17 protein-coding genes are annotated in these 24,362 nt (G+C 60.8%); 14 read left to right on the top strand and 3 right to left on the bottom strand.

The window, feature by feature from the left end:
- Positions 1-41: 41 nt before the first annotated feature.
- From ACFQZG_RS16455 to ACFQZG_RS16435, 5 genes are all read left to right on the top strand, one after another.
- The gene (locus ACFQZG_RS16455) at positions 42-1,763 is read left to right on the top strand and encodes a type 2 periplasmic-binding domain-containing protein (RefSeq protein ID WP_378154392.1); all 1,722 of its coding nucleotides are present in this window, start codon (positions 42-44) and stop codon (positions 1,761-1,763) included.
- Between the two features lie 80 nt (positions 1,764-1,843).
- On the top strand, positions 1,844-2,737 hold the full coding sequence (locus ACFQZG_RS16450) for an ABC transporter permease (protein ID WP_378154390.1): 894 nt from the start codon (positions 1,844-1,846) through the stop codon (positions 2,735-2,737).
- 15 nt (positions 2,738-2,752) lie between these two features.
- Positions 2,753-3,631: a carbohydrate ABC transporter permease gene (locus ACFQZG_RS16445; protein ID WP_378154389.1), complete on the top strand. Its 879-nt coding sequence runs from the start codon at positions 2,753-2,755 to the stop codon at positions 3,629-3,631.
- 22 nt (positions 3,632-3,653) lie between these two features.
- The gene (locus tag ACFQZG_RS16440; RefSeq protein ID WP_378154387.1) at positions 3,654-4,682 is read left to right on the top strand and encodes a glycoside hydrolase family 53 protein; all 1,029 of its coding nucleotides are present in this window, start codon (positions 3,654-3,656) and stop codon (positions 4,680-4,682) included.
- Positions 4,683-4,743: 61 nt separating this feature from the next.
- A complete protein-coding gene (locus ACFQZG_RS16435) occupies positions 4,744-5,124 on the top strand; it encodes a hypothetical protein (protein ID WP_378154385.1) in 381 nt (126 codons plus the stop codon).
- A gap of 137 nt (positions 5,125-5,261) precedes the next feature.
- On the opposite strand, the gene ACFQZG_RS16430 is transcribed toward ACFQZG_RS16435, so the two are convergent.
- Positions 5,262-5,576, bottom strand: coding sequence for a hypothetical protein (locus ACFQZG_RS16430; RefSeq protein ID WP_378154384.1), 315 nt, complete (start codon positions 5,574-5,576; stop codon positions 5,262-5,264).
- Between the two features lie 115 nt (positions 5,577-5,691).
- Positions 5,692-6,399 carry a FadR/GntR family transcriptional regulator gene (locus ACFQZG_RS16425; protein ID WP_378154382.1) on the bottom strand — a complete coding sequence of 236 codons (708 nt, stop codon included), beginning with the start codon at positions 6,397-6,399 and terminating at the stop codon, positions 5,692-5,694.
- Between the two features lie 126 nt (positions 6,400-6,525).
- Between ACFQZG_RS16425 and ACFQZG_RS16420 the strand changes: the two genes are divergently transcribed.
- Together ACFQZG_RS16420 and ACFQZG_RS16415 are read left to right on the top strand one after the other, a co-directional pair.
- Positions 6,526-7,941: an FAD-binding oxidoreductase gene (locus ACFQZG_RS16420; RefSeq protein WP_378154380.1), complete on the top strand. Its 1,416-nt coding sequence runs from the start codon at positions 6,526-6,528 to the stop codon at positions 7,939-7,941.
- Positions 7,934-9,322 carry a (Fe-S)-binding protein gene (locus tag ACFQZG_RS16415; protein ID WP_378154378.1) on the top strand — a complete coding sequence of 463 codons (1,389 nt, stop codon included), beginning with the start codon at positions 7,934-7,936 and terminating at the stop codon, positions 9,320-9,322. Before ACFQZG_RS16420 ends, ACFQZG_RS16415 begins: the two co-directional genes overlap by 8 nt.
- Position 9,323: 1 nt before the next feature.
- Here ACFQZG_RS16415 and ACFQZG_RS16410 read toward each other — a convergent pair whose 3' ends face one another.
- On the bottom strand, positions 9,324-10,250 hold the full coding sequence (locus ACFQZG_RS16410; protein ID WP_378154376.1) for a helix-turn-helix domain-containing protein: 927 nt from the start codon (positions 10,248-10,250) through the stop codon (positions 9,324-9,326).
- Positions 10,251-10,382: 132 nt separating this feature from the next.
- Between ACFQZG_RS16410 and ACFQZG_RS16405 the strand changes: the two genes are divergently transcribed.
- The 7 genes from ACFQZG_RS16405 to ACFQZG_RS16375 all read left to right on the top strand — a co-directional run bounded on the left by ACFQZG_RS16405 (position 10,383) and on the right by ACFQZG_RS16375 (position 24,283).
- Positions 10,383-13,328, top strand: a complete 2,946-nt coding sequence (locus tag ACFQZG_RS16405) for a family 78 glycoside hydrolase catalytic domain (RefSeq protein WP_378154375.1) — start codon at positions 10,383-10,385, stop codon at positions 13,326-13,328.
- Between the two features lie 222 nt (positions 13,329-13,550).
- Positions 13,551-14,393: a class I fructose-bisphosphate aldolase gene (locus tag ACFQZG_RS16400; protein WP_378154373.1), complete on the top strand. Its 843-nt coding sequence runs from the start codon at positions 13,551-13,553 to the stop codon at positions 14,391-14,393.
- Positions 14,393-15,559, top strand: a complete 1,167-nt coding sequence (locus tag ACFQZG_RS16395; protein WP_378154371.1) for a Gfo/Idh/MocA family protein — start codon at positions 14,393-14,395, stop codon at positions 15,557-15,559. Before ACFQZG_RS16400 ends, ACFQZG_RS16395 begins: the two co-directional genes overlap by 1 nt.
- Positions 15,556-16,770, top strand: a complete 1,215-nt coding sequence (locus ACFQZG_RS16390) for a carbohydrate kinase family protein (RefSeq protein ID WP_378154369.1) — start codon at positions 15,556-15,558, stop codon at positions 16,768-16,770. The genes ACFQZG_RS16395 and ACFQZG_RS16390 overlap by 4 nt, the downstream gene beginning before the upstream one ends.
- A 70-nt stretch (positions 16,771-16,840) precedes the next feature.
- Positions 16,841-17,341, top strand: coding sequence for a D-lyxose/D-mannose family sugar isomerase (locus tag ACFQZG_RS16385; protein WP_378154503.1), 501 nt, complete (start codon positions 16,841-16,843; stop codon positions 17,339-17,341).
- Between the two features lie 101 nt (positions 17,342-17,442).
- Positions 17,443-18,216, top strand: coding sequence for a DeoR/GlpR family DNA-binding transcription regulator (locus tag ACFQZG_RS16380; RefSeq protein WP_378154367.1), 774 nt, complete (start codon positions 17,443-17,445; stop codon positions 18,214-18,216).
- A 187-nt stretch (positions 18,217-18,403) separates the two neighbouring features.
- The gene (locus ACFQZG_RS16375; RefSeq protein ID WP_378154365.1) at positions 18,404-24,283 is read left to right on the top strand and encodes a chitobiase/beta-hexosaminidase C-terminal domain-containing protein; all 5,880 of its coding nucleotides are present in this window, start codon (positions 18,404-18,406) and stop codon (positions 24,281-24,283) included.
- Positions 24,284-24,362 lie beyond the last annotated feature (79 nt).

Raw genomic sequence — 24,362 nt, 5'->3', positions numbered from 1 at the left:
CCGTGAGAGAGTATCAACGACACATTCCGAGGGGGATTCACATGAAAGCCCGTACGCAAACAGGCTGGAAAGCGGTGCTCACGCTCGCGCTTTTCACGTCGCTCCTGACGGCTTGCTCCGGCAACAATAATAACAACGACGCGGGCGCGTCATCGTCCGCTCCGGCGGAGACGTCTTCCGCATCGGCGACGGAAACCGGTTCCGCCGAACCCGCAAGCGCCTACAAGGACAAGTACGATCCTCCGGTAACGATCTCGACCGTGTGGGGCGTCGATCCGGCGCTGAAGTTCAAGAACGGCGAGACGATCGAGAACAACGTGCAGACGAAGTGGGCGGAAGAGACGCTCGGCATCAAGATCGATTCGCTCTGGTCCGTAACCGACACGAATAACGCGTTCGTAACGAAGATGCGTCTTGCGATGTCCTCCGGACAAGACATGCCGGACGTCGTCACGATCGGCGACGAGCAGCTCGCGCAAGATCTGATCGACACGGGCATGTTCGCGGACGCGGGCGAATTGTTCGACAAGTACGCGAACGAGACGTGGAAGAAGGCGATGGCGCTCGATCCGGGCGTATGGAACCCGTATATCCGCGACGGCAAGAGAATCGGCATTCCGGTGCTGGATTACGCGTACAACCACGACTACCTGCTCTGGATTCGCCAAGACTGGCTCGACAAGCTGCAGCTTCAAGGACCGAAGACGCTCGCGGAGCTCGAGACGGTCATGGAAGCGTTCAAGAATAAAAATCCGGACGGTCTCTCTCCCGACAAAGTCGTGCCGCTCTCCATCGGCTTCAAGACGACGATGAACACGTGGATGGGCGACCCTTCGTGGGTGTTCGGCGCCTACGGCTCGGTGCCGGGGCAATGGAACGAAGGCGCGGACGGCAACCTCGAGTGGGGCTCCACGAACCCGGGCACCAAGCAAGGCCTCGACACGCTGAAGCAATGGCGCGACAAAGGCTACATTCCTGCCGAAGCGGCGCTGTGGGACGAGAACAAGACGGCCGAACCGGCGGTCGCGGGCACGGCGGGCATTATTCCGGGACCGTACTGGATGAGCGGCTGGCCGCTCCTCGACACGGCGAAGAACGTGCCGACCGCGGTGTGGAAGCCGTACGCGATTCCGACCGGACCGGACGGCAAAGCCGGCCGTCACGGCACGCGCTTCACTTCGGGCGTAACGCTCATCAACAAGGACATGAAGAATCCGGAAGCGCTGTTCACGTACCAGAACTACTTGTTCGACAACTTGGCCGATCCGGCCGTCGGAAGCGAGTGGGATCTGGGCGTATTCAAAGGCTACGACTACGATTTGGACGCGAGCGGCAATCCGGTATACGTCGACAACGTTCCGGGCGGCGCGGTCAACATCAACCGCTACTGGCTCGTGAAGGACGGCGCCCGCATTCCGGACGCGCAGATGAAGGCGTTGCTCGGTCTGGCCGACGGCAAAGAGCCGGCGACCCGTCTCGAGAAAGAAGTGAAGAACAACTACGGTCCGGAGACGCCGGCCGCGGCGAAGGTGCTGCTGTCCCAACCGGACATTTCCTTCACGAACAAATTCACGGGTCCCGCGACGCCTACGATGCAATCGAAGCAAGATTACTTGAAGAAGATCGAGCTTCAGACGTTCAACGAGATCATCTACGGCAAGAAGGGCTTGGACGAATTCGACAAGTTCGTCGCCGACTGGAAGTCTTCCGGCGGAGACGACATGACGAAGGAAGTCAACGAGTGGTACGCGTCGACGAAATAACCGCATGAACCGAATCGGAGAGGAGGCAGCCGGACCGTCGGCTGCCTCGTCTTCTATCCAGCGCTAGGAGGTAGGATGATATGAGATCGCTCAGACGCAGTTGGCCCTTCCACCTCATGGTCTTGCCGGCTTTGGCATTCCTGATCGTGTTTAACTACGTGCCGATGGCGGGCATCGTCATGGCTTTCATGGATTATAAGCCGTGGCTCGGCTTCGCGAAATCCCCTTGGATCGGCTTCGACCATTTTCGGGCGCTGTTCGAACGGGAAGACAGCATCCAAGTCATTTGGAATACGTTCATCATCGCGGTGCTCAAGATTATATTCAACCTGATCGTACCGTTCGCGTTCGCGATTCTGCTGAACGAGGTGCGCAAGAAGTTTCTCAACCGCACCATTCAGACGCTCGTTTATTTGCCGCATTTTCTGTCGTGGGTCATTCTCGGCGGCATTCTCGTCAACTTCCTGTCAACGGACGGGGGGTTCGTCAACCGGCTGCTCGGGGAGCTCGGCATCGGTCCGGTGTTCTTCCTCGGGGACGGCGATTGGTTCCGGTTCACGGTCGTCGCCAGCGAAGTGTGGAAGGAGTTCGGCTACAGCACGATCGTCTTCCTCGCGGCGCTCGCGGGCATTAGCCCCGCGCTGTACGAGGCGGCCGAAGTGGACGGCGCGAGCCGCTGGAAGCAGACGCGCTACATTACGATTCCGTCGCTCCTCCCGATCGCGATCGTCGTAGGCACGCTGTCTCTCGGCAACATTCTGAACGCGGGGTTCGATCAGATCTTCAACCTATACAACTCGCTCGTCTACGACAAAGGCGACATTATCGACACCTTCGTCTACCGGACGGCTATCATAGAAGGCGATTTCGGCTTCGCGACCGCGGTCGGGCTGTTCAAGTCCGTCATCAGCATGATCTTGATCGTTATCTCGTACCGGCTCGCTTATCGATGGGCGAACTACCGGGTGTTCTAGGAAGGAGAATGAGCGATGTACCATAAAACAACGCCGTATCGGATCTTCAGCGCGTTCAACACGACGCTGCTGCTCGTTCTCGCGATCCTGTGCATCGTGCCGCTCATCCACGTGTTCGCCGTCTCGTTCAGCGCCAAGGCGGCCGCGGACGCGAACATCGTCGGGCTGTGGCCGATCGACTTCACGGCGGAAGCGTACAAGAAGACGATCGACAACCCGATCTTCCTCGGCTCGCTATGGGTCGCGGTCAAGCGGACGCTGATCGGCACGGGCCTCATCTTGTTCGTGGCGAGCTTGGCGGCTTACGCGCTATCGAAGGAGAGCAACCAGTTCAAGGGCCGCTCGATCTACGCGTGGGCGTTCGTGTTCACGATGATTTTCAACGGCGGCCTCGTTCCGTTCTATATCGTCATCCAGAAGCTGCACCTGATGGACTCGTTCTGGGTGCTCGTCATCCCCGGCGTCGTCAACGTCTGGTTGACGATTCTGCTCATGAACTTCTTCCGCGGGGTTCCGAAGGAACTCGAGGAAGCGGCGATGATCGACGGCTCGAGCCAGTTCGGCATTCTGTTCAGAATCTACTTGCCGCTGTCGTTGCCGGCTCTGGCGACGCTCGGGCTGTTCGCGATGGTATGGCACTGGAATTCTTGGTTCGACGGGTTGCTCTACTTGAGCAAGAAGGAAGACTATCCGCTCGCGACGTACTTGCAGACGGTCATCATCACCCGCGACTTCAGCTCGCTCAGCTTCAGCCAGGCGGAAGCCGACCTGCTGTCGCAGAAGACGATCAACGCGGCGCAGATCTTCATCGGAGCGCTTCCGATCTTGATCGTGTATCCCTTCTTGCAGAAGTTCTTCGTCAAGGGACTCGTCATCGGATCGGTGAAGGAATAGGAACGGGGAGGCATCGGGCGGCATGTTAAAAGGAATGGACCTTTCGTTCGTCGACGAGATCGAAGCGGCGGGCGGAGCGTATTACGAGGGTGAAGAGCGGCGAGACGTGCTCGCGATCGTGCAGGACGGCGGCGTGAATTCGATTCGGCTTCGCCTATGGAACGAGCCCGTCGGAGGCTACTGCAACTTGGAGCGGACGGTGGAGATGGCGAAGCGGATCAAGGCTCGCGGGCTGCACTTCTTGCTCGACTTCCACTACTCGGACAAATGGGCGGACCCGGCGAACCAATGGAAGCCTCGCGCTTGGGAGGCGCTGAGCTTAGGCGAGCTATGCGAGGCGGTTTACGGTTATACGGCCGACGCGTTGGACGCGCTCGGGGCGGCCGGGGCGATGCCGGACATGGTGCAGGTCGGCAACGAGATTACGCCGGGCATGCTGTGGGGCGACGGGCGAGTAGACGGCGAGCATGATACGGACGCGCAATGGGACGCATTCGTCGCGCTCGTGAAGGCGGGCGTGTCGGCGGTGCGGGAGAAGGCGCCGGCAGCGGAAGTCATGATCCATATCGACCGGGGAGGCGATTGGCCTTCGACGAGCAAGTTCTTCGAACGGTTCCGCCGGCACGACGTCGACTTCGACGTTATCGGCCAGTCTTTCTATCCGTGGTGGCACGGGACGCTGGATGATCTTCGGACGAACTTGGAACAGACGGCCCTGGCGTTCGGTAAGCCGATCTACGTCGTCGAGACGGCGTATCCGTGGACGCTGACTCCGGTGGAAGGCCGAGCGTTCATCGTCGATCGCGAGGAGCAGCTGCACGCGGGCTATCCGGCATCGGCCGACGGGCAGGCGGCTTACTTGCGCGACCTGCTTGCCATTCTGCGCGACGTGCCGAACGGTCTAGGCGCGGGATTCCATTGGTGGGAGCCGGCATGGATTCCGTCGAAGCCGGAGTGGTCGGTCGGGCATCCGAACAATTGGTCGAACTTGACGTTGTTCGATTACGCGGGACGGAAGCTGGCCTCGTTGGCAGCGTTGCGGAATGCATAATGACGCTTGATGAATAATCGGAACCTTTGTCGAATGCCCGCGGAGCCGAGTCTAGTATGGTATGCTAGGCATACTAGACTTGACGGGGAACGGAGCGATGCGGGTGCACGAGGATCATGCGACGATAGTTACGGATTCGGCAGGGAGAGCGGAGCCGGACAAGCTGGCCGAGTCTCTCGCGGAGCGGGCGCCCGGCGTGGACGCGCTCGGCGAAGACGCGGGCAAGCGGCTGATCGAGCAAGCGTTCCACTATTGGGAGCAAACGGTGCACGACTTGCAACGGGAAGTGAAGGAGCTGCGGGGCCGGATCGAAGCGCTGGAGCGGATGCACGAGGATCCTCAACCGGTGAGGTTCGCGCTGCCGGCGGCGCCGGAAGCCGCACCTCCCGCGGAGAACCGGCAGCCGCGCGCCGAGCGCCACCGCAGGTCTCGGTGGTTCTAACCGGGGAGCAAGGCGTGAAAGGGAGTTCAGGCGCCTTATCGTCACTATCCCATCGCGTCAGGGGAGCGCAAGTTGCGATACGAGAAGCCCCCTTCCCGTGCGGAGGAAGGGGGCTTCTTATGCGATTACTGGATCCGCTATTCCGCGCTCGCCGCCGCTTCTTGCTGCGATTGCCGCTTGGCCGCGGCGTTGTACACCGAACGGTTGTCCCACAGGAAGGCGACGACGTCCGCTTGTTCGCCGAAGAACGTCTCCTCCGCGTCGTGATAGTCCGCGCCCAGCCCGTGAACGCTGTAGAGATCCCGGTCCCCGTACTTCATGAGCGTCCATTGTCCGCCGCGTTTCCTGTCCTCGAATACCAAGTAATGCTTGCCCCCCGACTCGTCCCAAGCGGCGATCGTCTCGAAGCTGTCCAGCACGGACGCGATGTCGGTCTTCTTCTTGATCTGCATCGTTTCTCCCAACTCCTCTTCTACTCTATGAATGGACTCTCCAAGAGTAGTGTAGCGAAGTTGCGCCGCGGAAGGTGTCGAGCGCTGTCTCCTCCCGATCGGAAAATCTAACTTTCTATTCGTCCAACGCGACCCGAAGCACGCCGATCACTTTGTCCAAGTGGGCGGCGACCAGCGAGGCGGCCAATCCGTCGTCCTGCCGCTCGATCGCCTCGTAGAGGCTGCGGTGCTCCTCGAGCAACCGGGCAGCCGTCGCGTTCTCGCGATAGAACCAGAGCTCGCGAGTCTGGCGGATCGTCGCCGCGAACCGGTCGGCCAACGACTCGGTCAGCCGGACGAAGAGCGGATTGCCCGAAGCGTTCACGATCTCCCGGTGGAAAGCGACGTCGGCGCGTTCGCCTTCGGCGGTGTCGTTGCCGTCCAAGCTTCGCTCCATGACGACGAGCAGCTCCCGCAAGCGCTCGAGGTGTTGCGCGTTCCTTCTCGCCGCGGCGAGCGAGGCGGCGCCGACCTCGAGCGCTTGGCGTACTTCCAGCAGCTCGATGAGCGATCCCGCGTCGCGGAACAGCAGATCCGCTGCATTCTTCGGCTCTGTAGGCAACGACTTGCTGACGAACGTGCCGCCGCCGTGGCGGACGTCGAGCCAACCGGTCGCCTTGAGCGCGCTGACCGCTTCGCGGATGGTGGAGCGGCCGACGCCGTACGCTTCGGCCATCTCGACGACGGAGGGCAGGCGATCGCCCGGCTGCCGTTCTCCGGTCTTGATTTGTTGAAGCAGGTGGTCCGCTACAAGCTCGCGGCTTTTCGCCGTTGCGATTTTCATAGGATTCAAGGCCTCCATGACGGCAATTCACCGGTAAATTTCGCACTATACATTGCCAACAGTATAGCATATAATCAGGCTCAAAGTCATCAGATGACCTGACTAATATAGGGCGAGGGATTACGGATGGTAAAAGAAGCTTTAACGCGCGAACTACGCCGAATCGTCGGCGAACGCCATTACCGGGACGACAACGAGGCGAGGGTCACCCATTCTTACGACGGCACGCCGATGCTGCAGCACTTGCCGGAAGGCGTTATCTATCCCGAGAACGCGGCGCAGGTGTCCGAGATCATGAAGCTGCTGTCCGAGTACCGGGTACCCGTCGTCTCCCGCGGCTCGGGTTCCAATCTGTGCGGAGGCACCGTTCCGGTCAACGGCGGCATCGTCATGGTCATGCATCGGATGAATCGGCTGCTCGAAGTCGATACGGACAACTTGACCGCTACGGTGCAGCCGGGCATGATCACGGCGGCGTTCATCTCGCATATCGAATCGCTCGGACTGTTCTATCCGCCCGATCCGAGCAGCATGAAGATCTCCACGATCGGAGGCAACATCGCGGAATGCTCGGGCGGCTTGCGCGGACTGAAGTACGGCACGACCAAGGATTACGTCATCGGGCTCGAGGTGGTACTCGCGAACGGGGACATCATCCGTACCGGCGGCAAGCTTATGAAGGACGTCGCGGGCTACGACTTGACGAAGCTGCTCGTCGGCTCAGAGGGAACGCTCGCGATCATCACGGAGGCGACGCTGAAGCTCATTCCGCCGCCGGCCGTCAAGAAGACGATGCTGGCGATGTATAAGGATCTCTACGGCGCGGCGAGGACGGTATCCCGGATCATCGAAGCGAAGATCATTCCCGCCACGCTCGAATTCATGGATAACCCGACGATTCGGGTCGTGGACGACTTCGCGAAGCTCGGCTTGCCAAGGGATATGGAGGCGATCCTGCTCATCGAGCAAGACGGAGAACCGGAGACGGTGGAGCGGGATATCGCGCGGATCAAGGAGATCTGCGAGCAGGAGAGCGCCGATCGGATCGAGGTCGCGGAGACGAGAGAGCATGCCGACAAGCTGCTCTCGGCCAGACGAAGCGCCTTCACCGCGCTGGCCCGGCTTCGTCCGACGACGATTCTCGAGGATGCGACGGTCCCCCGTTCCCGCATCGCGGACATGGTCATGCGCATTAACGAGATCGCCCGCAAGCACGGCGTTACGATCGCGACGTTCGGCCACGCGGGCGACGGCAACCTGCATCCGACGGCGACGACCGATGCAAGGGACGCGGAGGAAGTCCACCGGGTCGAGCTTGCTTTCGAGGAAATTTTCGAAGCGGCGATCGACCTCGGGGGAACGATTACCGGCGAGCACGGCGTCGGACTCGTGAAAGCTCCTTACCTGGAATGGAAGGTCGGCAAGCCGGGCATCGACGTGATGAGAGGGATCAAGCACGCGTTCGATCCTCATAACTTGCTTAACCCGGGTAAAATGTTCGCCAAGGAAACGAGAAAACGGGTGGTGATCGAACGTGGGTAACGCATTCGGCAAGCCTAACATCGATCATGCGAATCCGTTGTCCCGCTCGATGCTCGCCAAGCTCGATTACGATCAGTTGACGAACTGCATGCGCTGCGGCTTCTGCCTGCCGGCCTGCCCGACGTTCCGCGAGACGGGACTCGAACCGGAATCGCCCCGCGGACGAATCGCGCTCATGAAGGCGGTCGTGGACGGCGTCATAGAGCCGGATCAGGCGTTCGCGGACCAAATGAGCCATTGCCTCGGCTGCAGGGCTTGCGAACCGGCGTGTCCGGCGGACGTGAAGTACGGGCAACTGATCGAGCAAACCCGGGACGCGATCGAGGATCACGCCGAGCACGGATTGGCCGTCAAAGGTTTGCGAAGCGCGCTATTCAAGGGGATATTCCCGAATCGCGGACGGCTGAAGTGGATCGGGAAATCGTTGGCCGCGTACCGCAAATCCGGCTTGAGGGCAATAGCGAGAGGCACCGGGATAATGAAGTTGTTGCCGGAGCACATCCGAGACATGGAGCGGATATTGCCGGATGCAAGTGGCCAAGGCGTCGTCGAACGGATCGGAACGTTATATCCGGCCAAGGGGGACAAGATCGCGCGAGTCGCTCTGTTCCGAGGCTGCGTCATGGACGTATTGTTCGCGGAGACGAACGTGAACACGGTGAAGCTGCTGTCGGAGGCGGGCTTCGAAGTCGTGATCCCCGAAGCTCAGGGGTGTTGCGGCGCTCTGCATGCGCATAGCGGGGAGATGGATCAAGCAAGGGAGCTGGCGCGCGTGAACGTGCAAGCGTTCAAGGACGCGGGCGTCGAATATATCGTCTCGAACGCGGGCGGCTGCGGCGCGCAGCTCGTCGAGTACGACCATTTGCTGCACGATGACGAGAGGTACGGAGAGCTCGCCCGATGGTTCGCGGCCAGCGTCATCGACGTTAGCCGGTTGCTCGCGGAGCGGGGGAGATTGCCCGCGTTCGCGGACGAGAACTCGCTTGCCGAAGCTCCCGTCACGATTACGTACCAGGATTCCTGTCACCTTCGCAACGTCATGAAGAGCTCGGATGCACCGAGACAACTGATGCGGAGAGTCTCGAACGCGCGCTTCGTCGAGATGAAGGAAGCGGACCGCTGCTGCGGATCGGCGGGCATCTATAACGTGACGCAGCCGGAGATGGCGGGGCAAATTCTCGAGCATAAGATGACGGAGGCGAATCGGACGCAGGCGAATTATCTTCTGACGAGCAATCCGGGATGTCTGCTGCAGATGAAGCTGGGTGTCGAGAAGCACGGGACGGGCAGTCGGATGGAAGTGCTGCACGTCGTCGACTTCCTCTACGAGAGAATCGCCGGAGGAAGTCAGGAGAAGGAAGACGCGAAGGTCTCGCGTTAGTTCAAGTCGCGGCCGCATCGGGACGGTTCCGGTATTGCCGCAGGGAGACGCCCATCCGTTCGCGGAAAACGCGGCTCAGCGACTTCCACTGGGCGTATCCGACGAGCGGCGGCAAATCCTTGATCGGAATCCGGGTATCGCGCAGCAACCGGCAGCAGGCGTCGATCCGGACGTCTTCCAGATGATCGAGGAACGTTCTGCCCGTCCGCCGAACGAACAACCGCGACAGCTGGCGCGTGCTTATGTCGGCATGCGCCGCCGCGTCGGTCAACGTGATTCGCTCGGCATACCGTTCGGCGAGAAGGGCGAGCGTCCGGGAGACCGCGTCTTCGGAGGACGGCTGCGAACCTCCGGGCGTCGTATTGCCGGGCTTAGCTTCGGCTGCCGCCGCGTATGCCCGGTACACGATCGCCAACAAGGCCAGGACGTTCGACCAGAGCTGCAGCCCGTCCGGCTCGATCGCCTGCGTCGCATAGGCGCTTCTGAGCTTGGCGAACAGGCTGCGGAGACGCCCGGCATCGTCCTGAAGGCGCAGCCAGCCGATCTCCGTCGACGACTCGCCGTTCAGCCAATCCAGGAAACCGGTCGACCCGGCATCGGACAACAACCCGGAGAGCTTGCGCAGGGAGGAAGGCCGGATCAGGCAATTCCACACCTTCAGGCTTCGGTTGTCGGCTTCCCGTCCGGACGGCCGAAAGACGTGCCGCGTTCCGATGGGAAGGACGAACAAGTCGCCGGCGCGGACGCCGACGGCCGCGCCGTTCAAGTAGTGCGTGCCCGCGCCTTCGACGACGAGCACGATTTCCGCGAACTCGTGCTCGTGCTCGAGCAGCCATAGATTTTCCACCGCGTCGACGGCAGCGATGTCGGCATGGAAGACGAAAAATTCGTTGCCGTCGTACCGTTCGGTTGTCCGGGTAATCGTCATCGTCGTTCGAAGTCTCCTTCACGATGTCCCCAATCGGGCTATTCATGGCCGGATTGGGGATATTTTCGTCGTTGATGCCATTTTACAATGAGTGTGACAAGAAGTCATTACTTTCGATAGGGGTGCACGATCATGAAGATGGACGCCAAACGAACGCCTTGGACGGCCGAGTGGATCTGGGGAGGAGCCGAGGAAAGCCCGCGCAACGAATGGCGCTGGTTCAGAAGCTCGTTCGAATGCCCGGCGGACATGGCGCTATCGGCGAAAGCCGTCCTATGGATTACGGCAGACTCGCGATATGAGGTTTACGTGAACGGAACAAGAGTAGGGAGAGGGCCGGTACGGTACTTCCCGACGGATATACGCTACGACGGGCACGAAGTCGGGCATCTGCTCAAACGCGGCGAGACGAATACGATCGCGGTGCAAGTCATGCACTTCGGGATATCGAACTTCTACTATCTCCGAGGCAGGGGCGGCTTGCTTGCCCAGCTGGACCTGATCGAAGGGGATACGGCTAAGACGTTGACCGCGACCGGCGACGCATGGCGAACGTCGCTTCACGCCGGGCAAGATCCGGCCATATCGCGAATGGCTTGCCAGCAAGCGTTCTCGGAGCGGATCGACGGCAGGGCGCTGGCCGACGATTGGACATCCCCGTCTTATTCGGACGCGGGTTGGGCTGCGGCGAACGTCATCGGGCCGGCAGGCATGGAGCCTTGGACGAGGCTGCATCCGAGAGATATACCGTATTTGACGGAAGAGCCGGTACTGCCCGCGCGGGTTCTGTCGTTGGCGAGAGTCGTTCCGTACAAGCTCACGGCGTTCATCGATACGTATACGCTCATGAAGACGCCCGGCGAAGAGAACGCCAACCTCATCCGGTTCTGCGGGGCGTTCGCGACGACGCTGCGCCTCCGCGAAGAGGCGGAAGTCCGAATCATGCTTAACGTCCCTACGTTGGGAATGGTCCGGCTAGGAGAGCGCGTCATCTCGGCAGGCGAGATGACGATCGAACCGCCGCTCGTCCGGTTCAGCGCAACGCTTCCCGCGGGCGATCATCTGCTGCTGTACACGGCGTTCGGTCCCGATCATGCGAATATGAATCGGATCGGCGTCGATTGCGATCGCGAGATCGCGTGGGTATCGCCGCTTGAGCCGGCGGAGTCGGAAGTACCGATGTCGCCGTTCGTTCGCGTCGGCCCGTCCTTCACGTACACGACGTTCGATTACGTTGACCAAGACGAGCTGCGCGCGAGGTGGGAAGCGGAGAAGATCAAGTTCGCCGAGACGATCGAACCGTTGTCCGACGTAAGCGGCATACGCGCGGCAGGCTATCCGGTGGAACGGATCCCCCACGCGCTGGCCAATGACCGGGATGCCTTCATGCCGCAGTTCGCGAAGCGCGTATCCGAAGCGTACGCCGTTCCCGCGAGTTTGCAACGGGTGGCCGTCTCGTCGGTGGATCCGGGCATCGTGCCCGTGTTCGAGAACGGCGATACGGAGTTCATGATCGACTTCGGCAAGGAGTGGAGCGGCTTCCTCGAATTCGAGCTGGAAGCCGAAGCTGGCGTCATCGTCGATTGGTACGGCATCGAGTATCGCAAGGGAGAGTACGTGCAGCATACGTTCGGTCTGGACAATACGCTTCGCTACGTGACGCGGGAAGGCGTTCAACGCTACGAGTCGCCCGTCCGCAGAGGGTTCCGCTACTTGATCGCGACCGTACGAGGCGCGAAGAAGCCGCTGCTCATTCATGGCGTCCGGGTCGTCCAGAGCAATTACCCCTCGCCGGAAGTCGGCCAGTTCCAATGCTCGGACGATCGTCTGAACCGGATCTGGGACATCGCCAAGCATACGACGAAGCTGTGCATGGAGGACACGTTCGTCGACTGTCCGGCTTACGAGCAGACGTTCTGGGTCGGAGACAGCCGCAACGAGGCGCTCGTCAACTATTACGCGTTCGGCGGGACGGACATCGTGGAGCGGTGCCTGCGCCTCGTTCCGGGCTCCGAATTCCAGACGCCGCTATACGGAGATCAAGTGCCGAGCGGATGGTCGAGCGTCATCCCGAACTGGACGTTCTTCTGGATCGTCGCTTGCCGGGAATACGCGGAGCATACCGGCGACCGTACGTTCGCGAAGGAGATGCTGCCGAAGATCGAGACGACGATCGAAGCGTACTTGCGGAATCTGAACGCGGACGGCTTGCTGGACATGAAGGGCTGGAACCTGCTCGACTGGGCGCCGATCGACCAACCGGACGACGGCATCGTGACGCATCAGAACGTCATGCTGGCCAAGGCGATGGAGGAGACGGCGGCATTGGCCGCATTCGCGGGCGCGCCGGAGAGGGGCGAGCCGCGCATCGCGGCCGCGGCCGCGTTGAAGGCGGCGATCAATCGTCATCTGTGGAGCGAGGAGCGCAGGGCCTACTTCGACTGCATCCATCCCGGCGGTCGCCGCTCGACCGTCTTCAGCATGCAGACGCAAGTCATGGCGCTGCTCGCCGGCGTCGCGGACGCGGATGCGGATCGGCGGGAGACGCTCGAGCGCTACTTGCTCGAGACGCCGGAGCAATTCGTGCAGATCGGAAGCCCGTTCATGTCGTTCTTCTATTACGAGGCGCTTATGAAGAAAGGCCATATCCAAGAGATGCTCGACGATATTCGGCGCAATTACGGCTTCATGCTGGATAACGGAGCGACGACGTGCTGGGAAATGTACGGGCATACGACGGTGAACCGCGCCAACGAGAACGACCTCACCCGCAGCCATTGTCACGCGTGGTCGGCAGCTCCGGGTTATTTCCTCGGCGCTTACGCGCTCGGCGTACGTCCCGCGGCTCCGGGTTGGACGAAGGTCGTCGTCGAGCCGATGGCCGGAGATTTGCGATGGGCGAGCGGAACGGTTCCGCTTCCGGGAGACGGATGCATCGACGCGAGCTGGAGAGCCGAGAACGGAGCGATCGTCGAGCTCGCGCTTACGGCTCCGGAAGGCACGGAGCTGGATATCCGCGTGCCGGCGACGTGTTCCGTTACCGTTCGGCGCGTGAAAACGCTGACGTCGCGCGAATGACGGTTGCTTGATCGGATGAGCCGCAGCAGATGATCGTTAGAAGGACCGCGTCCTGCGCGCGGTCCTTTTGGCGTTCGCCGCCCGGGAGACGGAAGGAACTCCGGAAGCGACATGATCAAACTTTATGTTCGTTTATAACATTATTGTGTTGATAACAAACATAATAGATGTATAATGAGGGTATCAACCTACTTCATGCACGAGATGGGAGTCATCGCCGATATGTCATCGAAACCTAGATTGAACCGGATGTTCAGCGCGCAAGGGAAGTGCTTCGACGTCGCGATCGATCACGGATTTTTTAACGAGAATTCGTTCCTGGCGGGCATCGAGAATATGAAAGAAGCGATCTCGACGGTCGTGCAAGCCGGTCCGGATTGCATCCAACTCAGCGTCGGCCAAGCGCGGCTGCTGCAGGAAATTCCGGGCAAGGCGAAGCCGGGGCTCGTGCTCCGTACCGATGCGGCCAACATTTACGGCAACGAGCTGCCGAGATTCCTGTTCAGCGAATTGATCGATCGCGCGATCGATCACGCCGTTCGTCTCGACGCCGTCGCGGTGTGCGTCAATCTGCTGCTTCTCCCCGACCAGCCCGAATTGCATCATCAATGCGTACGGAACGTGACTCTCTTAAAGTCGGAATGCGAGAAGTACGGCATGCCGCTCATGGTAGAGCCGCTCGTTATGCTCGGCAACGAGGAGAAGGGCGGGTACATGGTCGACGGAGATATCCGTAAAATCATGCCGCTCGTTCGTCAGGCGGTCGAACTCGGCGCCGACGTGATCAAAGCCGATCCGTGCGACGACGTAACCGAATACGGTCGCGTCATCGAAGTCGCATCCGGCATTCCCGTTCTCGTACGCGGCGGAGGACGAGCAAGCGACGAGGAAATCGTGAATCGCACGGTCGAGCTGATGAACCAAGGCGCATCCGGCATCGTGTACGGGCGCAACGTCATTCAGCATCCGAATCCGGCGGGCATGACTTCCGCGCTTATGGGCATCGTTCACGAGGGCGCGAACGCGGAGCAGGCGCTGGCGATCTTGAGAGGAGCGCGGGTCTAATGGCGAAGAGGATCATTCCGTTCGGCGTCATCGGATGCGGATTGATGGGCAAGGAGTTCGCCAGCGCGGCCGCGCGTTGGTGCCATCTGACGGGCGTCGACTTCGAGCCGCGCATCGTGGCCGTATGCGACGCGAATCCGGCCGCGACGCAGTGGTTCGAAGAGAACGTGACTAGCGTTAAGAACGCCTATACGGATTACAAGGATTTGCTCGCGGATCCGGCGGTGGAAGCGGTCTACTGCGCGGTTCCCCACAATCTGCACGAGCGGATCTATATCGATATCATTCGCGCGGGCAAGCATCTGCTCGGCGAGAAGCCGTTCGGCATCGATCGCGAAGCGAACGAAGCGATCTTCGCGGCCATCAAGGATAATCCGCAGGTCATCGCGCGCAGCTCCTCGGAGTTTCCGTTCTTCCCGGGCGCGCAGCAGATCGTCCGGTGGGTGAACGAAGGCAAGTTCGGACGCATCATCGAAGCGGAAGCCGGATTCTGGCATTCGAGCGACTTGGATCCGACGAAGCCGATCAATTGGAAGCGGCGCGTCGCGACGAACGGGGAATACGGCTGCATGGGAGATCTGGGGCTGCATGTGCTGCATCTGCCGCTGCGGTTCGGGTGGAAGCCGTCAAGCGTTCGCGCGCTGCTCTCGAAGATCGTCGAGGAGCGCCCCGACGGCCGAGGCGGGACGGCGCCTTGCGAGACGTGGGACAACGCGATTCTCGCCTGCGACGTGAAGACGGAGGATCAACGCTTCCCGATGGTTCTCTCCACGAAACGCATCGCCCCGGGACATGCGAATACGTGGTTCATCCGCATAACGGGAACGGAATTATCCGCGGAGTTCACGACGAAGAATCCGAAGCAGGTCGCTTCGCTGCCTTACGAGCCGGGCGGTCCGCAAGCTTGGCATATCGCGGACGCTCCGTATAAGTCCGCTTACGGCACGATTACGGGAGGCATCTTCGAATTCGGCTTCTCGGATTCGATCTTGCAGATGTGGGCCGCGTTCTGCGACGAAATCGCGAACGGCGCTTCCGGCATGAGCCAGCCGTTCGTCTGCGCGACGCCCGAGGAAGCCGCGGGCAGCCATCGCTTGTTCACCGCCGCTCTTCAATCCCACGAGAACGGAAGCACCGTCAACCTGGATTGGGGGAACGAAGCGTGAGCCTGCAAGACGCCGGCAACGCCGACATTATCGTCGCGGGACATATTTGCCTGGATATCATTCCGACGATGCACGCTGCCGGACCGGGCCAAGGCATCGGAGAACTGCTCGTGCCGGGGAAGCTCGTCGATATCGGGGCGGCGCGGCTCTCGACGGGAGGGGCGGTATCGAATACCGGTATCGCGCTTCATCGGCTAGGGCTGTCCGTCGCGTTGAAAGGCAAGATCGGAGCCGATTTGTTCGGGGAAGCCATCGTATCTCTGTTGCAAGAGCACGGCCCTTCGCTTGCGGATCGGATGATCGTCTCGCCGGAGGAGACCAGCTCTTACTCGCTTGTTATCAGTCCGCCCGGCGTCGACCGGATCTTCCTGCATTGTACCGGCGCGAACGACACGTTCTCTGCGGCCGACGTGCCGGCCGCCTCGATGAACGGGGCTAAGCTGCTGCATTTCGGCTATCCGCCGCTCATGCGCCGGATGTACGAGCAAGAAGGCGCGGAGCTGGAACGCGTGCTCGCCGAAGCCAAGCGACAAGGCTTGACCGTCAGCTTGGATATGGCGAGGCCGGATCCGCAGTCGGCCGCCGGGCAGGCGGATTGGACGGCGATTCTGGCGCGCGTGCTCCCGCACGTGGACGTGTTCTTGCCCAGCTTCGAAGAGATCTTGTATATGCTTCGTCCCGACAGGTACCGGGAGCTGACCGAGCTGCATGGCACGGCGGAATTGCTCGGCTACGCGTCGGGACCGTTGCTGTCGTCGTTGTCCGAAGAACTCCTTCGCATGGGGGCGGGCGTCGTCGCCTTGAAGCTCGGCGAGCATGGCCTGTACGCGAGAACGACGGACGTCGCGGACAGGTTGCGGAACATGGGAGCTTGCGCGCCTAATGGCGAGGATCGGATCAGCAATTGGTTGGACAGGGAGTTGCTCGCGCCTTGCTTCCAAGTCGAGGTAGCCGGGACGACGGGGGCCGGGGATTGCACGATCGCGGGCTTTCTTGCCGGACTGGTCCAAGGCTTGCCGATCGAGGATACGCTGATCGGCGCCGTCGGCGTCGGAGCGTGCAACGTGGAAAGAACCGATGCGGTCAGCGGCATTCCGAGCTGGGAGACTGTCCAGTCCAGAATCGCTTCCGGTTGGGCGATGCATCGGACGAAGCTTGCGCTTCCGGGATGGGAAGAGAACGCGAAGCTTCGCATATGGGAGAGCGTTTAACGAGGGGAGACGAGGAAGGTTGTCGATTACGCGAAGGGAATTCAGGAACGCGCAGGCTCGTGCGACGAAGATGCTTGCCGATGCGGGCATCGCGCTTACGGCCAACGAGAGCGAACGCATTGAAGTTGCTTGCTTCGGGCTGGGGCGGCTCGAAGAAGAAGGGCTTGAGCTCGTTACGTACGTGAATACGGAGCGTTATTGCGCCAAGGAGCTCGCGTTGTTCCCAAGGCAAACTTGCCCCGAGCATCTTCATCCTCACGTGAACGGGGAGCCGGGAAAGATGGAGACGTTCCGTTGCCGGACGGGCAGCGTATTCCTCTACGTAGAGGGCGAGCCGAGTAACGGGATTCGGGCAGCCGTCCCTGTCGGCAGCGAAGCCTATTATACGGTATTCCATGAAATAATCCTGCTCCCCGGCGAGCAATATACGATACCTCCGGGGACGAAGCATTGGTTTCAAGGCGGGCCGGACGGCGCGATCGTATCGGAATTTTCGAGCACGAGCCGGGACGAATGCGATATATTCACCGATCCGAGAATCGAGAGAATGCCGACGATCATCGAGGAGTAGCGCGACCGGTACGCGAGAACGACCCGGAACGATTGATCCGGAGCCGGTGCCGGGTGATAATAGAGGAACAGGGCACCACCAGGACCAGGAGGCCATATCGGATGAGAAGCAGCGCCAATCAGGGCTTGAACGATAGACAACAGCAGATGCTGGACCGGATCGGCCGGACGGGGGAGGCGAAGATCGCCTATCTTAAGGAAGCGTTCCAAGTGACCGAAATGACGATCCGGCGCGATCTGGAGAAGCTCGAGGAGACGGGAGCGATCAAACGAACGTTCGGCGGCGCGATATTCGTAGGCAAGGATATCGCGCTGCAAGAGAGGGCGGGCTTGCTGACCGACGAGAAGGCGCGTATCGGCCGTCAAGCCGCCGAGCTCGTGCGGCCGGGCGAATCGATCTTCATAGACGGCGGCACGACGACTTCCCAAGTCGCCAGATGCATTCCCGCCGGATTGAACGTCACCGTCGTCACGAACTCGCTGAACGTCGTCGCCGAGCTTACCAGCAAGCATATCCCCGTATTGTTGACCGGAGGGATTCATCTCGAATCGACGAATTCTCTCGCCGGTCCTATCGCGGCGCAAAGTCTGGCCGGTATGGCGTTCGACCGGGCGTTCCTCGGAGCGACGGGTCTCGATGCGGAGCACGGCTTCAGCAACTCGAACATCTACGAAGCGGAGATCAAGCAGATCGCTATCAGGCAGGCCAAGGAAACGAACATCGTGCTGGACCATTCGAAGTTCGGGGCCAAGGTGCTCGTGTCGTTCGCGCCTTTGTCGGGCGTATACCGCATCGTTACGGACCGCGTGCCGGACGATGCGCTTCGCCTCGCTTGCGAGGAATCGGGCGTTATCGTGCGCGTCGCCGCGGATTAGAGCCCGCGAATTTCAAGCAACTCCGTAAATAATTCAATCGCGCCATACTGGATCATTCAACCATTTCCATGTATCGTTCATTCCTTGCTTCGGGACGAGATTCTATGCTGGAGTCGTATCAGCAATCTTGAACCGAAGAGGAGAAATGACGATGCAAACAAGAAGGAGAAAGAGGAGGTTGTTAGGCTTGGCGGTCGTTGCCGCCGTCATGACGACCTTGATCGGCCAAGCTTTCGCTTCCGCGCCCGCGGCCTCGGCCGAGGAGGCGCCGTCCCCGGTTAATCGTACGGTCACCATTCATCCGGATCAAGCCGTGCAGTCCGATTTTCTAGGCGTCGGCGTAGACGTCATACCGGTTGCCCTCATGCCGAACAATCGCTCGAAAGGCTACGAAGAGGCGTATTGGGAAATGGATCGCAAGCGCATACGGACGCTGAAGCCCAAAGTCGCCCGGGTATGGTTCCAGCCCGACTGGATGGAGCCGACCAAGGGGCATTACGATTGGGAAAGCAACAAAATGAAAGCGTTTTATAAATATCTCGACGTGCTTCGGGAAGCGGGCACCGAGGTGGAGCTGAACTACGGCTGGAAGGTCGGCAGAGACATTCAAAGCTGGTTCGGCATACCCGGCGTCGCGGCCGCCGACATTAGCGCTCCTCAAGACGTCGATGCCTTCGCGGCTTCGGCCTCGGCGTTGCTCGAACAATTGATTCATCAGCGCGATTACGCGAACGTGAAGTATTTGACGTTCTACAATGAACCGAACGGCTCTTGGGACTTCGAAGCTCCGGGAGATCAAAGAGCCTATTACGCCTCGATCGTCCGGAAGGTGCATGAACGGCTGACCGCGGACGATCTCAGGGACGACGTGCAGATCTGGGGGCCGGAAGAGTGGAACGCCGCGGGTTGGACGCAGTATATGAAAGACACCGTAGACGATGCGCTCGACGCCTACTCGTTCCATATTTACGGGGGCAATTACGACGATCTGAGCGATGAAATTTCCTTGCGCAAAGACTACGTGTCTCCGAAGCCCGTCGTCATGACCGAATTCGGCTTCGCCGGCAACTATGACAGCGGATGGGATGCGGGGTACGCGAATTATATGATCAAAGCGGCCGCGGAAGGCGTGAAAGCCGGCCTGGTCTGGCAGCTCAACGGGGTATGGATCGAGGACCCGAACGAGGGCGTAGACACGAACGGAACGTATACGTTATGGGACTCTCTCGCCGTCACCGCAAAGCCGAATCCGAGATATTACGAGGTCGGCCTGCTATCCCGCTACATTCCCGGGCACAGTTCCGTATTGCGCGTGGAGACGGGGTCTCCCGATCTTCGCGCGGCGGCTTTCAAGTCGCCCGAAGGCGAATATACGATCGTGCTGGAAACGAAGAGCGGGACGGACGACAGGAACGTCACGTTCGATTTCGGCGGCTCGAACATCGGCAAGACGTTCTATAAGCACGTCTATAACGAGGCGGTCGTTCCGGAAGAGAACGCGCTTATTCCCGGAGCCTCGGCGACGTTCGCGGCGGGAACTTCGTTCGCGGACGATTCGGTCGGCTCCGGCTACAATGTCATCGTGTATACGACGATGCCGAGCCAGGCGCAGATCGCCGTGTCTCCGGCCCAAGCGGCGGTCGTATCCGGGGATACGCTGCAACTTAGCGCCGAGCTGATCGACGTCACCGGCGGAGTGACCTGGAGCGTGTACGGGGACGGCAACGGGACGATCTCCGGCTCGGGTCTATTCACGGCGCCGGTCGTGCAAGAGACTTCCGTGATCGCCGTTCAAGCCGCGAGTACGGAAGATCCGGACAACTACGGCATATCTCTCGTGCGCGTCCTGCCGGCAACGACGGCCGAACGGGTCGACATGCCCGCGTTCGATCCGCCGGGGGGCACGTACCGGGGCAGTCAATCGATCGCGATAACGTCTGCCATCGGGGATGCCGTCATCCATTACACGACGGACGGCAGCGCGCCGACGGTCGAATCTCCGGCCTATTCAGGTCCCGTGCAGCTGAACGCATCGACCGTGCTTAAGGCGATCGCGGTGAAGGACGGGCTTGCAGACTCGCCGTTGCAGTCAGCCTTGTACCGGATCTTGCCTCCGTCGGCAGGCCCGGCCGGGTACGAGATATGCGCCCAAGAGTCGCAGGCTTGCGCGTTCCCGGGAATCGCGAACGTCGCGTTCGGCGCCGCGGGCAACTTCATCGCCGGTACTTTCGATAAGAAAGTGACTTGTTCGATCGCTGCCTTCGGAAGCGATCCCGCGCCCGGCAATGCGAGCAAAGCTTGCTACTACAAGCTGGAATCGGGCGAGCGGGCGGCTACGCCGGCATTCAGTCCTTACGCGGGTTCCTATTCTTCGCCGCAATCGGTATCGATCACGACGGCGACGTCGGGCGCGGAAATCCGGTATACGACCGACGGCAGCATGCCGACCGCCGCGTCGGCGCTCTATACGGGACCTCTGACGATCTCGTCCCAGACGACGCTGAAAGCGATCGCGGCGAAGGTCGGGTTGACGCCATCCGCGATCGGTCTGGCGATCTTCAAAGTCGTCGATTCGACGGGCGGTCCGGAAGGTTACACGTATTGCGCCAACGAATTCGGCTCTTGTACGTTTACGGGAATCGCGAGCGTCGCTTACGGGGCGAGCGGAAATTTCCTATACGGCTCGTTCGAGAATAGCGCGGTATGTTCGCTTAATAACTTCGAAGGCAGCGATCCGGCCTACAATATTCCGAAGAAGTGCTACTTCAAGAAGATGACGGGCGCGATCGTCGCCAAGCCCGAATTCAGCTTGGCGGACGGCATCTACAGCGCGGTGCAGTCCGTAACGATCAGTTCGACGACCGCGGGGGCGGAAATCCGCTATACGACGGACGGCAGCAACCCGACCGCTTCGTCGACGTTGTATGCGGGACCGATCAGCGTCGGCGCGACGTCGACGATCAAAGCGATCGCGTTCAAGGAGGACATGAACGATTCGGTCGTGGCGACCGCGAATTATACGATCGTGCTGGGCGCCGGAGACTACGTGTATTGCGCCGACGAATTCGGCGTATGTACGTTCTCCGGCAACGCGATCATGGCCTACGGCGCCAACGGCTCCTTCCTCTACGAAGTGTATTCGGGGCCGACGACGTGCTACGCGGCCAGCTTCGGAGGGATCGACCCGGCTTTCAATACGCCGAAGAAGTGCTATTACTTGCCTCTGAACGGACCGATCGTCGCCAAGCCCGCGTTCGATCCCCCGTCCGGAAGCTACGCGTCCTCCCAATCGGTCGCGATAACGACCGCGACGCCGGACGCTGACATTTACTATACGCTGGACGGCAGCGCGCCGACGAGCCAATCGAGCTTGTACGCTGCTCCGATCGCGATCGGAACGACGGCGACGCTCAGGGCGATCGCCGTCAAAGGCGGGGAGCACGATTCCCTTGAAGCGAAGGCGACCTATACGATATCCGGTTCGATCGTATCCTTGCCGGTATTCGATCCGCCGGGCGGCAGCTACGATTCCGAGCAATCGGTGACGATCCATTCGGATACGGATAACGCGGAAATCCGCTACACGACGGACGGCAGCGAACCGAACGCATCGTCGGCGCTATACGGCGGACCGATCGCCGTGTCGTCCGCGAAGACGATCAAAGCGATCGCCATGAAATCCGGCATGAGCGATTCCAACGTGGCGACGGCGGCGTACGCGATAGCCGACGCAGTCGATTTGCTGGACGGATTCACGCGCTGCTCGGGGGAATGGAGCATGTGCCAATTCTCCGGAACGGCAACCGTGCTGTACGGCGCGAACGACTCGTTCAAGACGGGAACGTTCACGGACGGCGTCCTCTGTTACGCCGATTCGTTCGACGGGCAAGATCCGGCGCCGAACGTCGCCAAGTCTTGCTACTATAAGCCGTTGACCGGCGAGACGGCGGCGAAGCCCTTATTCGATCTCGGTGACGGCATCTATGGCTCGTCCAAGTCCGTGACGATTACAACGTCGACCGACGGCGCGGCGATCTACTATACGACCGACGGCAGCGTACCTACGACTTCTTCGGCGTTATACGGCGGTCCGATCGAAGTCGCGTCGACGATGACGGTGAAGGCTTTCGCCGTCAAGCCGGGAATGAACGTCTCCGCGGTAGCGGCCGCGAATTACGCCATCGTCGCCGGTTCGGGCGATTATGCGTATTGCGCCGACGAATTCGGCACTTGTTCGTTCAGCGGCACCGGACTTGTCGCGTACGGCGCCAACGGTTCATTCTACTATGACGTCTTCACGGACGCCGCGGTTTGCGTCAAGGAATCGTTCGGAGGACTCGACCCGGCGTTCAACACGGCCAAAAAATGCTACGTGCAAGCCGTATCCGGTCCGATCGCGGTCAAGCCCGTATTAAGCCCGGCAGGAGGAACGTTCGATGCGGCGCAGACCGTGACGATCTCGTCGGCAACCGAGAACGCGGAAATCCGATACACGACGGACGGCAGCGCGCCGACCGCGGCATCGACGCCGTATACGTCGCCGATTAACGTCTCGTCGAACACGTCCGTCAGGGCGATCGCCGCGAAGGACGGATTCCACGTCTCCGCCGAAGCGAGGGCGGACTATCGCATCGTCAGCGATAATGCTTACTTGTCGCGCCTGCTCGTTAACGGCGTATCCGTCGATCCGTTCGATAACGACACGTTGGCATATACCGTCGTTCTGCCGGCGGGGACTACGGCGATTCCGACCGTTGGCGCGGAGGCGGAGGACGCGAACGCGACGGTCGTCGCGACGCAGGCCGAATCTCTCGCGAGCACGGCGACCGTACGGGTAACGGCGCAAGACGGCACGACGACCCGGACGTATTCGGTCTCGTTCCAAGTCGCCGCTTCTCCGAATAACGGAAATCCGGGTACGATCGTTACGGTTACGACACCTGCCGCGACGCCCGGCAAGCTCGCGATCGACGAAGCGGCTTGGGCCAGGGCGCTTGCCGACGGCAGCTCGAACGGGAACGGCGGCGTGCTTGCATTCGATATTCCGGCGAGCAAGCAATCGATAGGTTATGCGATAGAGTTGCCGGCATCGGCGTTCGGTCAAGACGACTCGTTCAAGCGAATCGAAATCGCGAGCCCGATCGGAACGATCGGCGTCCCCGCGTCCATGTTCGACCGCACCGCGCTTCCCGGCAAGACGATCGAGATCCGCATCGCCGAGGCGGATCGAGGCAAGCTTAGCGACCGGGCGAAGGCCGAGATCGGCGACCGTCCGATTATCGACTTGTCCGTCTGGTCCGGCGGCAACGCCATCGCATGGAACGATCCCGCGTCTCCGATAACCGTAAGCATTCCCTATAAGCCGGCTCAAGGAGAGGATCCGGAGCATATCGTCGTCCGCTACATCGACGGTCAGGGCAATATCGTTGCCGTGCCGAGCGGCCGATATGACGAGACGACGGGAACGGTCACGTTCACGACGACCCACTTCAGCGTATACTCGGTTGCCTATGTCCGGTCGTCCTTCGAGGATCTTGCTTCCGTGCCATGGGCCGGCCATGCGGTCGGCGTACTGACGGCCAAGGGCATCGTGAACGGCGTTTCCGAATCTTCCTTCGATCCGGACGGCGTAATGACGCGAGCCGACTTCCTCGTTCTCCTCGTCCGCGCGTTATCGTTAAGCGGGCAACAGGGAGAACGCTTCGCCGACGTTCGATCCGGCGTTTACTACGAAGAGGCCGTGCGCGTGGCGCGAGGTCTCGGCATCGCCGCGGGAACGGGCAACGGCAGATTCGTTCCGCTTGCCCCGATTACCCGGGCGGATATGATCGTGCTCGCGGAAAGGGCGTTGAAGGCGGCGGGATTCGAGTTAGCGGCGGCTCCTGCCTCGCCTCTCGGGCAGTTCGCGGATGCGAGCGATATTCCTGCTTATGCCGAAGCGAGCTTTGTATCGTTCGTAAGCGAAGGCATCGTACTCGGCGACGGAAACCGGATCGCTCCGAACGCCGCGAGTACCCGGGCGCAAGCGGCCGTGCTCCTCTATCGGATTTACAACGCCGTTAACTAGCCTGCATGCGTAGATTCATCGGCCCGGTCAAGCCTGATCGACCGGGCCGATTTATTTATCGCGACTTCAATCAAATCGT

This window comes from Cohnella sp. GCM10027633 (assembly GCF_042675445.1).
Classification (GTDB): Bacteria; Bacillota; Bacilli; order Paenibacillales; family Paenibacillaceae; genus Cohnella.
This window is presented reverse-complemented; position numbering and strand designations above follow the sequence as displayed.